The sequence below is a fragment of the Shimia sp. Alg240-R146 genome (assembly GCF_947331465.1).
GTDB lineage: Bacteria > Pseudomonadota > Alphaproteobacteria > Rhodobacterales > Rhodobacteraceae > Shimia.
This window is the reverse complement of sequence record NZ_CAMZOK010000001.1, coordinates 1,223,598-1,239,509: the sequence shown is the minus strand read 5'-3', so window position 1 is coordinate 1,239,509 and position 15,912 is coordinate 1,223,598. Positions and strand designations below refer to the sequence as shown.

General features: G+C 58.1%; 12 protein-coding genes and 1 tRNA gene. 7 read left to right on the top strand and 6 right to left on the bottom strand.

Translation table 11 applies throughout. The annotated features are described in order from the left end of the window. The first annotated feature begins 73 nt into the window (after window positions 1-73). Window positions 74-832: a DeoR/GlpR family DNA-binding transcription regulator gene (locus tag PG871_RS05990; RefSeq protein ID WP_270727170.1), complete on the top strand. Its 759-nt coding sequence runs from the start codon at window positions 74-76 to the stop codon at window positions 830-832. Window positions 833-844: 12 nt separating this feature from the next. On the opposite strand, the gene PG871_RS05985 is transcribed toward PG871_RS05990, so the two are convergent. After that, on the bottom strand, window positions 845-3,343 hold the full coding sequence (locus PG871_RS05985) for a Hint domain-containing protein (protein WP_270727168.1): 2,499 nt from the start codon (window positions 3,341-3,343) through the stop codon (window positions 845-847). A 108-nt stretch (window positions 3,344-3,451) separates the two neighbouring features. Continuing rightward, window positions 3,452-3,528: transfer RNA gene (locus tag PG871_RS05980), tRNA-Arg, on the bottom strand. 326 nt (window positions 3,529-3,854) lie between these two features. Between PG871_RS05980 and PG871_RS05975 the strand changes: the two genes are divergently transcribed. The 6 genes from PG871_RS05975 (at window position 3,855) to urtE (ending at window position 10,475) form a co-directional block, all read left to right on the top strand. After that, window positions 3,855-4,199, top strand: coding sequence for a hypothetical protein (locus PG871_RS05975; protein ID WP_270727166.1), 345 nt, complete (start codon window positions 3,855-3,857; stop codon window positions 4,197-4,199). Window positions 4,200-4,487: 288 nt separating this feature from the next. Beyond that, window positions 4,488-5,762, top strand: coding sequence for an urea ABC transporter substrate-binding protein (gene urtA / locus PG871_RS05970; RefSeq protein WP_270728730.1), 1,275 nt, complete (start codon window positions 4,488-4,490; stop codon window positions 5,760-5,762). A gap of 78 nt (window positions 5,763-5,840) precedes the next feature. After that, entirely contained in the window at window positions 5,841-7,784 is a 1,944-nt protein-coding gene (gene urtB / locus PG871_RS05965) for an urea ABC transporter permease subunit UrtB (protein WP_270727164.1), read from the top strand. Further along, entirely contained in the window at window positions 7,785-9,041 is a 1,257-nt protein-coding gene (urtC, locus tag PG871_RS05960; protein ID WP_270727162.1) for an urea ABC transporter permease subunit UrtC, read from the top strand. Further along, complete coding sequence (urtD, locus tag PG871_RS05955; protein WP_054002605.1) at window positions 9,038-9,778, top strand: urea ABC transporter ATP-binding protein UrtD; 741 nt, start codon at window positions 9,038-9,040, stop codon at window positions 9,776-9,778. Before urtC ends, urtD begins: the two co-directional genes overlap by 4 nt. Next, entirely contained in the window at window positions 9,768-10,475 is a 708-nt protein-coding gene (urtE, locus tag PG871_RS05950; protein WP_270727152.1) for an urea ABC transporter ATP-binding subunit UrtE, read from the top strand. Before urtD ends, urtE begins: the two co-directional genes overlap by 11 nt. Here urtE and PG871_RS05945 read toward each other — a convergent pair. From PG871_RS05945 to PG871_RS05930, 4 genes are all read right to left on the bottom strand, one after another. Then, window positions 10,472-11,887 (bottom strand): MATE family efflux transporter, encoded by a 1,416-nt coding sequence (locus PG871_RS05945; protein ID WP_270727149.1) that lies wholly within the window; start codon window positions 11,885-11,887, stop codon window positions 10,472-10,474. The two genes, urtE and PG871_RS05945, sit on opposite strands and share 4 nt — an antisense overlap. Beyond that, complete coding sequence (locus tag PG871_RS05940; RefSeq protein WP_270727148.1) at window positions 11,884-13,854, bottom strand: cation:proton antiporter domain-containing protein; 1,971 nt, start codon at window positions 13,852-13,854, stop codon at window positions 11,884-11,886. Before PG871_RS05940 ends, PG871_RS05945 begins: the two co-directional genes overlap by 4 nt. After that, entirely contained in the window at window positions 13,851-14,468 is a 618-nt protein-coding gene (locus tag PG871_RS05935; protein WP_270727146.1) for an NAD(P)H-dependent oxidoreductase, read from the bottom strand. Before PG871_RS05935 ends, PG871_RS05940 begins: the two co-directional genes overlap by 4 nt. A gap of 163 nt (window positions 14,469-14,631) precedes the next feature. Then, complete coding sequence (locus PG871_RS05930; protein ID WP_270727143.1) at window positions 14,632-15,852, bottom strand: aminopeptidase P family protein; 1,221 nt, start codon at window positions 15,850-15,852, stop codon at window positions 14,632-14,634. Between the last annotated feature and the right edge of the window lie 60 nt (window positions 15,853-15,912).

The following is a 15,912-nucleotide window of genomic DNA, read 5'->3' as shown; positions in this document are numbered from 1 at the left end:
ATTTCCCTTGCAAACCGTAGATGCTCTGGCAAACACTCATGCAATATTTCCGCATCCCAACAGGACCGCGCCTATGCACTCGTCATTTCGCGAACACGACATCCTCGAAATTGCCCGCACCCAAGGCAAAGTCACCGTTGACGCCCTGGCCCTGCATTTTGACGTCACTGTGCAAACCATCCGCCGCGACCTGACGCAACTGGCCAATGCGGGGCTTCTGGAACGGGTGCACGGCGGCGCAATGCTTCCCTCGGGCGTGCGCAACATCGCCTATGAGGAACGCCGCCGCGTCAATGCCGAAGCCAAAGACGCTATGGCTGCCGCCGCCGCCAAAGACATTCCAAACGGCTCTTCGCTTTTTGTGAACATTGGCACCAGCACCGAGGCGCTCGCTCAGGCACTCTTGGGCCATGATGGCCTTCTGGTCGTGACGAACAATCTCAACGTGGCCCGCATTCTGTCCGCCAATGAGCGCTGCGAAGTGCTGCTAACCGGTGGACGCCCCCGCCCTGAGGACGGCGGCCTTGTCGGACAGGTCGCGGCACAAATGGTCAACGGGTTTGCGTTTGACTACGCCATTCTCGGATGCTCCGCATTGACCGAAACAGCAGAGGCGTTTGACTTCGACATTGACGAAATCACCGTCAGCCAAGCGGCCATGTCACGCGCCAACGCTGTTTGGTTGCTGGCGGATCAGTCCAAATATCAGCGCCACGCACCGGTCCGGATCGCAGGCCCCGAGGCCTTTGACCGATTGTATACGGATGCCATCTCCGAACCCCTCGCGACCCAATGTGCGCTTTGCGACACGAAAGTGTGCCTGTGCCCCTAGTCCCGCAGCCACCTACCCAAACGCGCGGGCAGGACTAAACTTCTCCGCAACATCGCGCGTGATTTCTTTGCGTACCAAGAACTGGCGCGCGGTGGGGCCGTAAACTTCCAACGCCCCAAGATTGGCCAAAAGCTCCGGAAACAGGGCCGCTACTTCTGCTCTTTCTGCCGGTGCCAGCGCATTCAAAGCCATCGGTCCGGGATAAAAGCTCTCGCTGGGTGCATTTTCCGCAATGATGATTTCATGGCTCTCAAACATCAGGTGATAGTACGTCACCGACTTGATGCCCCGCGCCACCCGAAACCCCGGCCCGCCATCTCGTGCCAGATGGATTGCGCGCGCCAAAGTTGGGCTTTCGCCGGAATGTGTCGTCACCATCCCGTGCTGTGGCGACACGATCAGATCACGCTCGTTGCCAAGACTGCCCGCCCGAATACGCACCGGTTGCAGCTTCGGGTTTTCGGCCAAGTCTGCCTGCGTCAAATGCCGTCGACCGACCCAAAGTACAGGCTGCATCCCATTGTCCAGCGTCTGCACCAAATCCCCGACTTTCAATCTCTCAATCGGTACATCCCCCGATGGCGTGCGAATGCGCGTGCCCGCCGCAAAGCAGGGAATGCCCATGCTCACCAATTTGGGAATGGTCAACGTCGCCGGATCAATCCCGTTCAACTGGATGCCTTCGCCACCAGGGAAGGTCAAAACCGCGTTGCCGCTGCCATCGCTACTGACGGTCACATCGCCCACAGTTACAGGATTTCCCGACGCATCGGTCAAGCCGGTGACATCCAGTTGGTCATGCTCGACGCCATCAAGTCGGAAATCGTCAATGACGTCATACCCGCCGTTGTCGGCCATAACAAAAAGATCGTCCCCTGAGCCGCCTTTCAGGATGTCGTTGCCGGTACCGCCGCTCAACGTGTCGTGACCATCGTCTCCAATCAGAGTGTCGTTGCCACTTCCGCCACCAAGATAATCCTCTCCTTCGCCGCCAAAAATCAGGTCCTGACCACTGCCACCGTCAACAATGTCATTCCCTTCGCCAGCGTCCACCAAGTCGTTATCCTGACCCGCATCAATGCGGTCCGCCCCGTCGCCGCCGTAAATCGTGTCATGCCCGTGCCCGGCGTGAATGATGTCATTGCCGCTTTCGCCGTGAACCTCGTCATCTCCATCGCCCGCATCGATGGAGTCTTCGCCATCGCCGGCCCAAACACGGTCATCCCCGCTGCCCCCCAAAAAGGTGTCGTTTCCGTCCAGCATCGATGTCACGACAGTCCAGTTACTTGCGCTGGCATCTACAAGATCGTCGTTGTTTGTAGTTTCGGTCTGCTCGATGCTTGAAAAGTTGCCGGACGCGCCGCCGATAGAATAGGTGCCGTATGTGTCACCCTCATAGGTAACAACCGCGCCTTCTCCGGTGCCTTCATCCTGAAACTGAATAGTGTCCCACCAGCCCTCGCCATGCACATCTGTGGTGTCGTCAGTTTCATGCACAATGAACAGGTCGTTCCCGTCCCCGCCAGTCAGCGTGTCCGAACCCGCCCCACCACTCAGCGTGTCCGCGCCCGATCCGCCGCTGATGTAGTTGTCACCAGATCCACCGAAGATAAAGTCGTCTCCACCACGTCCTTCGAGCGTCATGCTGCGGCTGTTGGCCGAGCCGTCGATATTGTCGCCGTTGTCCGTGCCAATAATGTGCTCGATCTCGCGAAAAACGCCGTTTGTGGCCGTGTCCTGAAAGACAAAACTACCGGTTTCGTCGCCAGAAAAGGTGACGTTCACACCGCTGTTCGTGGCCCAATTGCCAAACCCCACAATGTCCCAGTCAACATAACCTTCACCGCCGGTAATGTCGGCGTGATCGTGGTCGTCGGTTACCCAAAATTGGTCGTAACCGTCTCCGCCATCCATGGTGTCCCGCCCACCGGCGCCCGCCATCCAGTCGTTGCCTTCGCCGCCGATGATTTGGTCGTCTCCGGACCCTCCGATAATCGCGTCATCACCGTAGCCGCCATCAATCAGGTTGTTGCCACTGCCAAAAGACCATGATCCAATCTGATCGTTACCATCTTCGCCTCGGATCGTGTCATTGCCGTCGCCAAACACCACGGTATCGTCACCGGACCCCGCGTTTATCCGGTCATTACCCGTTGCCGAGTAAAGATTTTGATCCGTGTCATGGAGGACGTCATCTCCGGCCGCTCCATTCAGGTCATCGCCGCCGGTGGTGCCGTCAATCGCGTCCGTAAAACTGGTGATGACACCGGCTTCCATGGGCGGAAAGCCCGCAGAGTCATCCGGCACAAAGTACGTATCACCTGCGTATTCATAAAACACGCCCGTGACGATACCAACCGTTGTCGGATAATCGACCGAACCCGTGCCCAATGGAAGATCGGAGTCCGAGTAAATCGTCGCGGTCTCAGTGCCGCCGGAAATGCCGTCGGAAATCCCCAGTCCGTCGCCGCTGTCGTCCCAGTAAAGTCTGTATCCAATAAGTGTTGCCAATATACCCGCTCCTTTTGGGTCGGGGTAATGCAACACTCCTTAATAGAGTCTCTCTGAAGCCGCGCTGCACCGGGCATACTTCGTCAAATTCGATTCAATCTGACAAAATGGCGATCCCTGAAGGACTCGAACCCTCAACCTGCTGATTAGAAGTCAGCTGCTCTATCCAGTTGAGCTAAGGGACCGCTTGGCCTGTTCCTAAATCAAGCCGTCAGTTTTGCCCAGAGGCTTTTGCCATACCGTGAACGCGCGATGCCATCGTTTGCTGGCTCGCCCGATCGGCACAATATGAAATACACGACATAAGACCCTTCGCCAGCTCCCGGCCCACGGTCCCGACACCAAAACAAGCGGTGTCTTATCCATAGAATGCCGAGCCAAACCGCCGCAAACCCGTCCAAAACCTCACCAGTTCTCGCCAAAGTTTTCAAACTGCCTCCTTGACGCACAGTTTTTTGTGGGCAACGCTCATTTTATGGTCAGTTTGAGAACGATAATCACAACGCTGCTCATGCTCCTGCCCCTTACGGGACCGGCCCATGCCGCTCAGGACATCACCCGAACCATTGCTGGCTGCACGGGACGTTTCTCCGCTGAAATGGAACATTCCTGGCTGATCAGTGATGACCGCGCCGATGCCTTTCAGGGCGAGCGCCAGACATTTGTCTCCCTACTCGACGCCGCGATGCAAACCGACCATCGTGCCATCCTCGGCCACCGAATTGATGTGAAGCACGCACATGCATCGCTGCTCACCGTAGCGAGCTTTAGCAAAGACACGTCCCGCGCGCGCGCCGCGCGGCTGCTGGCTGACGGATATCTGGACAGCTGTCGCAGCTTGATTTTGGGCGGCTAACCCACCCCAAGAGTCACGATCTGTTAAATTTTGGGCGAATTTTGCGCTCTCGTCTAAATTTTGAGCGACCTCTTCGTTTTCTGTCCAGTCTTTTCGCGGTGATGTTTACGCGGCGTGCACCTCTGCCCTTATGGTGAGCACGGGATGAAAACCCACTTAGAAAACGTGCGACGGATCCGGCCTAGGAACCATTGGTCCATCGCACGCCGCAATAAATTGCGTGGGCGGAATATGGGGGAGTTTGAAATGCTTCGCAAGACCGCTGCGCGTCGTAAGAAGGGATCTACGATGTCACTTAAACTACTTGGCGCAACGACTGCATTGATGATGACCGCTGCCATGCCCGCACTGGCTGATTGCCCAGTAAAAGTTGGTGTTTTGCACTCTCTGTCCGGCACTATGGCCATCTCCGAAACCACTTTGAAAGACACCATGGAGCTGCTGATCGAAGAGCAGAACGCCAAGGGTGGCGTTTTGGGTTGTGAGATCGAAGCTGTTGTTGTCGACCCGGCCTCAGACTGGCCGCTGTTCGCTGAAAAAGCGCGCGAGCTTCTGACAGTGCACGACGTTGACGTGATCTTCGGCAACTGGACGTCCGTGTCGCGCAAATCCGTGCTGCCAGTGATCGAAGAGCTCAACGGCCTGCTGTTCTACCCTGTGCAGTATGAAGGCGAAGAAAGCTCCAAAAACGTCTTCTATACCGGTGCCGCTCCCAACCAACAGGCGATCCCGGCGACCGACTACTTCCTTGAAGAGCTGGAAGTTGAGAAATTTGCGCTGCTGGGCACCGACTATGTGTACCCACGGACAACAAACAACATTCTCGAAAGCTATCTGCAGCAAAAAGGCATCGCCGCTGACGATATCTTCGTGAACTACACCCCGTTTGGCCACTCTGACTGGTCCAAGATCGTTGCTGACGTTGTGGCGCTTGGCGCAGACGGCAAAAAGGTCGGTGTGATCTCAACCATCAACGGCGACGCAAACGTCGGCTTCTACAAAGAGCTGGCTGCTGCCGGCATCTCTGCGGACGACATTCCAGTTGTTGCGTTCTCGGTTGGCGAAGAAGAACTCTCCGGTCTGGACACCTCCAACCTCGTGGGTCACCTCGCAGCATGGAACTACTTCCAGTCTGCAGAATCTGATGCAAACGACGCCTTCATCGCCGCTTGGAAGGCCAAGATGGGCGAAGAGCGCGTGACCAACGATCCAATGGAAGCCCACTTCATCGGCTTTAACATGTGGGTGAACGCCGCGACTGCAGCCGGTTCCACCGACGTTGATGCAGTGCGCACAGCGATGTACGGCCAAGAGTACCCGAACCTGACCGGTGGCACCGCGACAATGCTGCCAAACCACCACCTGTCCAAGCCGGTTTTGATCGGTGAAATTCAGGAAGACGGTCAGTTCGACATCATCTCCCAAACCACCGAAGTTCCAGGCGATGCTTGGACAGACTTCCTGCCGGAATCTGCGGTTCTGGTCTCGGATTGGAAAGAACTGGGTTGCGGCATGTACAACACCGAAACCAAATCCTGCGTTCAGATCAAATCCAACTACTGATCTGACCAGCTAACATTTCCGGGCGCATCACTGCGGTGCGCCCGGACCCTGCCAAAGACCCTCTCAGGACATCAGAATATGCTGACCCTATGCCGCCTTCTGGTCGCTTGCATGGCGCTCTGCCTGCACGCTCTCCCGGCAACATCCCAGACTGCCGACGCCCCGATCCAGATGCTCTTGCAAGAGCACGGCGAGATCCTCAAAAAGTCCTCGCGCAAAACTATCGGGCCCGCCATCACCGCGCTTGCCGACAGCGGTCTTGAGGATGCACAAGTGGTTCTGGAACGCTGGCAAACCAAGGACATGTGGTTCAGCAAAGAGACTGGCCTCTTCGTCTTTGCACAAAAGGCGGACAGCAAGACGCTCACGCTTTTTGACGTCGCAGGCAACGCCGCCCTCGGCGACGCCCCCAAGAAAGAATACAAACAACTTAAACCCAATTCCGGCATCCGCGGCCTGATTGGCGCAGCTCTGGTGCAGTTCCAACTTAACAGTCCCGACATCGCCACCCGCGCCACCGCGCTCACCGCGATCGAACGCGACGCCGAGGCCTCCCATTTGCTGGCCCTGCGCGGCTCGATCGAGGGCGAAACCGACGCGGATCTCAAAGGCCAGAAACAACGCCTCGAACGGCTTCTGACCATTCGCTTCTCTGAGGACGACGTCGACCGCATTGTCGCAATCAACGGCTTTGCCGGAGACCTCGGTGTCGACGTCCGCGCCGCGCTGAACCCGTTGGTTGCCACGGATCTCGACGCAGCCGCGACCCTTCCCGAAGGCGCCATGCCCGTCGAACTGCCGCCACAGGACGCCTATGCCTTTCTCGTCGAAAAAGGCCTCGCACCTGCGCAAATCTCTACCGACACAATCCACGACACACTGATCGCCAACATCAACGGCACCGAGGTCGCAGGTGTTCAGGTGGCCTCGCTAGACACCGACGCCGCCCGCCTCGCCGCATACACAACGCTGGCAAATCAGGGCAACGCTGCCCCTGCTGTCACCGATGCAGACATCACAGCCACATTGGCCCAGTTCCAGTTTTTTCGGACCTACACGAATGCGCCAATTGCCGTGGCTCTGGCAGCACAGGCTGTGCTCGACGGCATTGAAACCAGCGTGGCGATTAACCAGACCGCAGACCTCGCGCTTGATGCGATTTCTCTGGCGTCGATTTATTTTCTCGCCGCCATCGGCCTCGCCATCACCTTTGGCGTCATGGGCGTGATCAACATGGCGCACGGCGAATTCATCATGATGGGCGCCTATACTGGCTACGTCGTGCAGCTTTTTGTGCCCGACTACACGCTGTCCATTATCATCGCGATCCCCGCCGCCTTTGCTGTGACCTTCGCGGCCGGTGTCGCTATGGAGCGACTGGTGATCCGCTGGCTCTACCATCGCCCGCTGGAAACCTTGCTGGCGACCTTCGGCGTCTCCATCGCGCTGCAACAACTGGCGAAAAACATCTTCGGCACGCAGGCGCGTCCGCTCACCGCTCCGGGGTGGCTCGACGGATCGTGGATCATCAACGACGTCGTTTCGATCAGCTACATCCGCATCGCCATCTTTGTGTTGGCTCTTCTGTTCCTCGGAATGTTCCTCTTTGTGATGAACCGCACCCGCTTGGGGCTAGAGGTCCGCGCCGTCACCCAAAACCCGCGCATGGCGTCGTCGATGGGCATCAACCCTGACCGCATCAACATGCTGACATTTGGCTTTGGCTCAGGCATTGCCGGAATCGCGGGCGTCGCCATTGGTCTTTATGCCAAGGTCACCTCGGAAATGGGCACAGACTATATTGTGCAAAGCTTCATGACAGTGGTTGTTGGTGGCGTTGGCAACATCTGGGGCACGCTTTTGGGGGCCACAATGGTCGGCTCACTGCAAAAGGGCATCGAGTGGCTGAACCCGTCAAATACACTTGCGGCACAGACCTACATGATCCTCTTCATCATCTTCTTCATTCAGTTTCGGCCCCGAGGTATCATCGCCCTCAAAGGCCGCGCGGCGGAGGCTTAAATGTCTGATATTGCACTCACCCCGCCCCGCAAGTCCTTTGTGGCCCGCTACCCGGCAGTACTGATTTTCCTCGCAACACTGGCGATCTTTACGGTTGGTGTGACTGTCCTGGCCGAAGGCTTCGGCATCGGCGTCATCTCCACGTCTTTTGTGAAAACCTTGGGCAAGACGCTCTGCCTTTGCATGGTCGCACTCGCAATGGATCTTGTCTGGGGCTACTGCGGTATCCTGTCTCTCGGGCACATGGCGTTCTTTGGCATCGGTGGCTATGCCATCGGCATGTGGCTGATGTATGCGCGTACTGAAATCATTGTCACAGCTTCCCTCGCCAATGCCCCTTTGCCGCCCACACCGGGCGAAGTTTCCGACGGTATTGCGACCCAAATCTTTGGCGTCGTTGGCGCATCCGAATTTCCGCCCATCTGGGCCCTCGCCCATTCCTTCCCGCTGCAACTCGCCGCCGTCTTGATTGTTCCCGGCCTTCTGGCCTTTGTGTTTGGCTGGCTCGCCTTCCGCAGCCGTGTCACCGGTGTCTACTTGTCCATTCTGACCCAAGCCATGACGCTCGCCCTCTCGCTGTTCCTTTTTCAAAACGACAGCGGATTGCGCGGCAACAACGGTCTGTCGGGCCTGCAAAACCTGCCCGGTCTCGATCACGTGCCGCAATCCACGATTTCCATTGTGTTCTTATGGGCGTCTGCCCTTGCACTGGCGTTGGCTTTCGCACTGTGCTCGTGGGTCATTTCCGGAAAATTCGGCTCGGTGATCCGCGCCATCCGCGATGACGAAGCGCGTGTTCGCTTCCTTGGCTATTCGGTTGAGGCCTACAAGCTCTTAATTTTCACCTTCACCGCGGTCATCGCGGGCATCGCAGGCGCGCTTTATTACCCACAAGCGGGCATCATCAACCCCGCCGAGATCGCCCCCATCGCCTCGATCTACCTCGCGGTTTGGGTCGCCATCGGCGGACGCGGCAAGCTTTATGGCGCCGTGATTGGCGCGGCTTTTGTCTCGCTCTTGTCCACATGGTTCACCGGCGGACAAGCACCGGACATCAACCTCGGGTTCTATTCAATCCAGTGGGTCGACTGGTGGACGATCCTTCTCGGCATCTCGTTCGTGGCCGTCACCATCTTTGCGCCGCGCGGCATTGGCGGACTGTTTGATCTGATCTCCGAGCGTCGTGCACCCAACCGCCACGGCGCAGCTCTCGGGCCAGGCGCAGGCGCGCTGCAGGAAAAGGAGGCTGACCAATGAGCACGCTTCTCGAAGTCTCCGGTGTTTCTGTGTCCTTTGACGGGTTCAAGGCCATCAACAACCTCGCCTTTCAGATCGGCCCTTCAGAAATGCGCGCCGTGATCGGCCCCAACGGGGCTGGCAAAACCACATTTATGGACATCATCACGGGCAAGACAAAGCCGGACGAAGGCCGTGTCCTTTGGGGTGAAAAATCGGTCTCCCTCCTGTCCATGACCGAAAGCCGTATCGCGCAAGCAGGCGTGGGGCGCAAATTTCAACGCCCCACTGTGTTTGAAGATCAGACCGTCGCTGAAAACCTCATGCTCGCACTGAAAAATGACCGTTCGCCGTTTGCGGTTCTGGGGTTTCGCCCGAAACAACACGATCACGACAAGGTCGCCGAAATCGCGGATCAGATCGGCCTCTCCGCAGCGCTCTACCGCAAATCCGGAGAGCTGTCTCACGGGCAAAAACAGTGGCTCGAAATTGGCATGCTGCTCTCGCAGGACCCCAAACTTCTGCTGGTGGACGAACCCGCCGCAGGCATGAGCCCGTCTGAGCGCGAACACACCACGGAGCTGCTTGTCGAAGCCGCCAAGACCCGCGCGGTGGTGGTTGTGGAACATGATATGGAATTTGTCCGTCGTCTGGATTGCCGGGTGACGGTGCTGCACGAAGGCTCTGTGCTGGCCGAAGGCTCGCTTGACCACGTGACCAGCGATGAACGCGTAATCGAGGTGTACCTTGGCCGATAATCTCCTTCAGATCAACGACTTGACGCTGCACTACGGCGGCAGCCAAATCCTCAACGGTGTCTCACTTAACGCCAACATCGGCGAGGTTGTCTGCGTCATGGGCACCAATGGCGTTGGTAAAACCAGCTTGCTCAAGGCGCTCTCAGGCACTCACGCCCATAGCGGCGGTAGCTACCAGTTTGGCGGCGAAACCATCGCCAAGGCCTCCGCCCACGGACTTGCCAAGAACGGCGTCGCATACGTGCCGCAGGGGCGTGAAATCTTTCCGTTTCTGACCGTGAAGGAAAACTTGGAGACCGGTTTTGCCTGCCTGCCCCGCTCCGAGCACAAGATTCCGGACGAGATCTTTGACCTCTTCCCGATCCTCAAGGATTTTCTCGCCCGCCGCGGTGGTGATCTTTCGGGCGGGCAGCAGCAGCAACTTGCCATCGCCCGCGCGCTCATCACCCGCCCCAAACTCTTGCTGCTGGATGAACCAACCGAGGGCATCCAGCCCAATATCATCAAGCAAATCGGCGACGTGATCCGCCACCTGCGCGGCCAAGGCGAGATGTGCATCATTCTCGTCGAACAGTTCTTTGATTTTGCATACGAGCTGGGCGACAGGTTTGTTGTGATGGATCGCGGCGCAGTCAAACTGAGTGGCACCGCGCAAACCATCGCCAAAGACACATTGCGCGAGGCCGTCTCCGTCTAACGGTTCTTCACCCGCGCCCCAAACGAGCCATCAATCGACCCGCTCAAATTCGGGTGATGCGGGTCAACTTCCGCAGGCTTAGGCAACTTCTTGAACACGCGGTTCACAAAAACCCAGCTGACACCGGCAAAGATCATGCCGCCTGCCGCCTGCCCCAACAACACACCCGACGCACCAGCCATCTGGGCGCCCAGTATGGCGAACGGCCAGGTGCCCAACGTGTGACGCCCCCAGTTCACCCAAGTTGAATAAATCGGATACCCAAGGTTGTTGAAGCTCGCATTGCCCACAAAGATCAGCCCGTTAAATACCGACGCCAGCGCCAGTGGTCCGCAAAACAGATAGATCAGCGCGCGGGTCTCGCCTTGGGCGGAAAACAAATCGCCAATCGGCGCACGCAACACAAACAAAACAGCGGTCATCAACAGCACATAGATCGCCGTGAATTTCAGGCCCGCCAAATAGGCCCCGCGGACGCGGTCCGTTTTTCCCGCTCCAAAGTTTTGACCGATGATCGGCCCGATCGCGCCCGACAGGGCGAAAATCACCGAAAACGCCACCGGCATCAGCCGACCTATGATCGCCATTCCCGCCACGGCATCGGTGCCAAATTGCGCAACCTCCCGCACGACAATGGCATTGCCGACGGGCGTTGCCACATTGGTCAAAACCGCAGGAACTGCGATTGCCCGCACGGCGGTGAAATCTTCCCGCACGCTGACCACAGACGGCCGCGCAAACCCGCCATAGCTGCGCACTGCGGGCCACACGGCGAACGCCATCATGCAAAGACGCGCCGCAATCGACGCGATCGCCGCCCCGTCCAGCCCCAGCCCAACCGCGAAAATCAGGATGGGGTCCAGCACCGCATTGACCACACCGCCATACAGCGTCGCCTGCATCGCGCGCCGGGCATCGCCATAGGCGCGCAACACCGCCATGCCGGTCATCGCAAGCGCCATCACCCACATGGTCGGCAGTATGAACCAAACATAGCGCGCCGACAGACGCAGGACTTCTCCTTGCGCGCCCAGCGCTTCCAGAATGGCCTCAACGTTCCACAGGATCAGACCGGGCAGCAACAGCCCCACAAGCACCCCCAAAGTGGCCACGCTTGTCGCATACTGACGCGCTTGTCCTTCCCGTCCCGCACCGATTTCGCGCGCCACCAACGAACCCGCGGCTATCGACAGGCCCACGTTGATCGAGTTGGTAAAGAACAATAGCGACGCCGCATACCCCACCGCCGCGGCCAAAGCGTCATTGCCCAACATCGCAATGAACGCCATGTCGACAAAATCGACGGCAAAGATCGCCATCAAGCCGATGCTTGTCGTCAACGACATACGCGTGACGTGCCGCATCAGGCTGCCTTCAAGGAAAACCGCCGGTTTGCCGCTGTTCGTGCTCACGTTTTTTCCGCTTCCTGCTCGGCGTCCAGATCTTCCCGCGACGGCGGCGTCCAGCCCCGATCGGTCCTCACAAGAAACGCCTTGCCATTGCCCGACAGGATATCGTCTCGCTGGCTGACCAACTCCTTGACCTTAGCCAGGTACTCTTCGTTCTCATGGGCTGCGATGCTCGGATCATACACCGACGCCAACGCCACCAGCGACGCCTTGTCGTCATCCACAAAGGCCCGCGCCAACATCTCGGCATCAAAGGCGTGCATGCCCAACTCTTCATATGCGGACCGCCCTGCCCGCACCGCGCTGTCAAACGTGTCGCGCACAATGTGCGTCGCCCCGGCGGCATAGAGTTCGTAGACATGATGCCGGTCAACGGCCCGTGCCACGATGCCAAGCTTGGGATGTTCATGACGCACATGGCGCACAAGCTCTGTCGCTGCTTCCCGCTGGTCAATCGCCACCACCAAAAGCCGCGCCTCATGAATGCCCGCCGCATGCAACAAATCAGCCCGCGTGGCGTCGCCAAAGAACACTTTCACGCCAAAGCGACGCAATCGATCCAGCTGACTGGAAGAATAGTCCAGAACCGTGGTGCTATACCCAGCGGCCCGCATCATCCGGTTGATGACCCCCCCGAAACGCCCATGTCCGGCGATGATGATCTGGCCCGTTTCGTCGATCTCGTCGGCGTCCCTGTCACTGTCTTCCACCAGCCTTGGCAGGATCACCTTCTCATAAAGAATGAACAGCAACGGCGTCAGCATCATCGAAAGCGCAACGACCAGCAGCAATTGGTCGGCAATGTCTTTCGGTATGACGTTGTTGGCCACCGTAAAGGACAGCAACACAAACCCGAATTCGCCCGCCTGCGCCAATCCGAGGCCAAACAAATATTTGTCGCCTCCACGCAGTTTGAAAATCCACGCCAAGCCAAACAGCACTGCCGCCTTCAGCGTCATCAAACCAAGCGTCAGGCCAATAAACAGCCCAAAACTGGAGAACAACACGCCAAAATTCACTGCCGCACCGACGGTCATGAAAAACAGGCCCAACAGCAGCCCACGGAACGGGTCAATGTCGCTTTCCAACTCGTGCCTGTATTCACTGTTGGCCAGCACCACGCCTGCAAAAAATGTGCCCAGTGCTGGTGACAACCCTACAAGCGTCATCAACAAGGCGATCCCGATCACAAACAGCAGCGCGGTCGCAACGAACAACTCCCGCAGGTTGGCCATCGCCACAAACCGAAACGCTGGCGTCGTCAGATAGGCCCCGCCAACAATCACCCCTGCGATGGCTGCAATCGTCGCGAGCGCTGCCTGCCAGGCCGGCAAGCCCTCCACTAGGTTGATGTTCATGCCATGACCATCATCGTGATGCGCATCATCATGTGTTGCGGCCTCGGCCACTGCCTCGGTGCCGTGACCGACAGCGTGGCTGGCGACATCCGCCAATTCCGGCAATGCCAAAAGCGGGATCAAGGCCAGCATCGGAATAACGGCGATGTCCTGAAACAGCAGCACCGAGAAACTCGCTTGCCCGCCGTCGGATTTCATCAGGCCCTTTTCGTTGAGCGTCTGCAACACAATCGCCGTCGAAGACAGCGCCAGCACCAGACCACAGGCCAGCGCGACGGACCACGTCAGGCCAAAGACCATCGCCACCCCCGTCACCAGAACCGTGGTCGCCCCAACCTGAAGGCCTCCCAGCCCCAACAGCCGGTGCCGCATGTGCCAGAGCATCTTGGGCTCAAGTTCCAACCCGACAAGAAACAGCATCATCACCACGCCAAATTCGGCAAAATGCTGGATTGCGACGACATCCACATTCAGTGCCGAAAGGATCGGGCTGATGGCCACGCCGGCGATCAGATAGCCAAGCACGGATCCCAATCCCAAGCGCGACGCGATGGGGACAGCCACCACTCCGGCAGCAAGAAAGACAAACGCAAGAACCAGAAAATCAGTCATTGGGCGAGGCTCCCTTCGGACCGATGCAATACCGACGCGATACTGTCGCGATACAGACACTCCACAGCTTCGGCTTTTTCCAGATCAATGCGGTCGTCCCGCAACCCTTCCAAAAGCTCCACAAACCCCGCCGCATGGGCACTCGGGTCGCTCTTCAAGGCGTCGTGCAACACATAAGGTGCGGCAAATCTCATCTTGCTCAGGCGCGCAGTCTGTTCAAACGGCGTCAGGAACGTCCGCAGGGGAAAATGCTGATAGCCGCCTTCTGAATAGGCCGCTTCAGGCCCAGCAGCAGTCACCGCCAACATCATCCACTTGTCTCGTAACTTGTCGCCATCCTTACCGTAAGCGAACCCGTGCTCCAGCGTCAGATCAATCCACTCTTTCAAAAGCGAAGGCGCGGAATACCAGAACACCGGAAACTGAAACACGATCACATCATGATCAAGCAGCCGCTGTTGCTCCTTGTCGATCTTCACATCGTGGCGCGGATACTCGCCATAAAGATCAACACGCGTCACGCCGTCCACGGCCTGCGCTGCCTGCCACATCGCCTTGTTTGCATGAGAAAATCTGTGCCCAGGATGGGCGTAGTAGTGGATGACTTTGGCCATGAAACCTCCCAACTGGTCCCAACGGCACCAACCCAATGGTCCCGTTTTACGGTTTCATGTTTCCCACCACAAAACCTGTTCGCATCTCTTTTGATAAGTGGCGACACAGGGCAGGGCAAGTATCGCAAGCGCGCAGACTACCCTGCGCGCTTGCAGCGTTCCTTCAGCGGTCGATAATGTTGTGGCCGGGACCATAAGGGAAGCCGGTGATATTCTCGGCACCCGCCTCGCCCACAACAAGAATATCATGCTCACGATAGCCGCCTGCCCCCGGTGTGCCTTCGGGCACCCAAATCATCGGCTCAATCGACACGACCATGCCCGGCTCCAGCGCAGTGTCGATGTCTTCACGCAGTTCCAAACCTGCTTCGCGGCCATAATAATGGCTGAGAACACCAAACGAATGCCCATAGCCAAACGAGCGGTATTGCAGCAGACCCTCGCTCTCAAAGAAGCGGTTAATTTCCGCGGTGATCCCCGAACAGGTTGCACCGGGTTTGATCAGGCTCAGCCCCAATTCATGCGCCGCCACGTTGGCTTCCCACAGACGCAGAGACGCCTTGTCCGGCTCGCCGCAGAACAAGGTCCGCTCAAGCGCTGTGTAATATCCCGAAATCATCGGAAAGGTGTTCAGCGACAGTATATCGCCCTTTTGAACGGCGCGTTTTGTGACCGGGTTGTGGGCACCGTCGGTGTTGATACCCGACTGAAACCACACCCATGTGTCGCGGTACTCCGCCTCGGGATAGGCCCGCGCAATTTCCGCTTCCATCGCGTCACGCCCCGCCATCGCAATCTCGATTTCGGTCGCGCCTTCGCGGATCGCATCATGGATGGCCGCACCGCCGACGTCAGCCGTCCGTGCCCCACCCTTGATCAACGCGATTTCCTCGGTGGATTTAACCATGCGGGCCTGCATGGTGTCGGGCGCAATGTCCACCAACTCAGGTGTGCCCAGCATATCAAGTGCCAGATCCCGCTGCGCCAGAGTCAGATGGTCATTTTCCACACCAATGCGGCGCGCGCCACCAATCAGCGACGCGACCGCGCGCCAGTAATTGTTCCGCTGCCAATCCGTATAGATCACATTGCCGTCCACCGACCGCCGCCACGGCTGACCCGCATCAATGTTGGCCGACACAGTTGTGCAGTCCTCCATCGTGACAACACAACCATAAGGTCGCCCGAACGAGCAGTACAAAAAGCCTGAGTAATAAGCGATGTTGTGCATAGACGTCAGCAAAACGGCGGGAATGTCCCGCGCCTTCATGATGGCGCGCAAAGCAGCAAGCCGCCGAGCGTATTCGCCTTGGCTAAAGGGCAGCGGCGCCTTGTCCCCGTTGGGACGGTTGAAAAACTCAGGTCGGTTTGAAAGGTCTGTCATGTCAGTCTCTCCTGTCCGGGCGGAACAGGTCACCCGGCCACAAAGTCCCGGCGTTCAGGA

What these genes read in the sequence shown, in the direction of transcription:
- PG871_RS05990 (WP_270727170.1), top strand. Translation starts at nt 74, where the DNA reads ATGCACTCGTCATTTCGCGAACACGACATCCTCGAAATTGCCCGCACC.
- PG871_RS05975 (WP_270727166.1), top strand. Translation starts at nt 3,855, where the DNA reads ATGCTCCTGCCCCTTACGGGACCGGCCCATGCCGCTCAGGACATCACC.
- urtA (WP_270728730.1), top strand. Translation starts at nt 4,488, where the DNA reads ATGTCACTTAAACTACTTGGCGCAACGACTGCATTGATGATGACCGCT.
- urtB (WP_270727164.1), top strand. Translation starts at nt 5,841, where the DNA reads ATGCTGACCCTATGCCGCCTTCTGGTCGCTTGCATGGCGCTCTGCCTG.
- urtC (WP_270727162.1), top strand. Translation starts at nt 7,785, where the DNA reads ATGTCTGATATTGCACTCACCCCGCCCCGCAAGTCCTTTGTGGCCCGC.
- urtD (WP_054002605.1), top strand. Translation starts at nt 9,038, where the DNA reads ATGAGCACGCTTCTCGAAGTCTCCGGTGTTTCTGTGTCCTTTGACGGG.
- PG871_RS05940 (WP_270727148.1), bottom strand. Translation starts at nt 13,854, where the DNA reads ATGACTGATTTTCTGGTTCTTGCGTTTGTCTTTCTTGCTGCCGGAGTG.
- PG871_RS05935 (WP_270727146.1), bottom strand. Translation starts at nt 14,468, where the DNA reads ATGGCCAAAGTCATCCACTACTACGCCCATCCTGGGCACAGATTTTCT.
- PG871_RS05930 (WP_270727143.1), bottom strand. Translation starts at nt 15,852, where the DNA reads ATGACAGACCTTTCAAACCGACCTGAGTTTTTCAACCGTCCCAACGGG.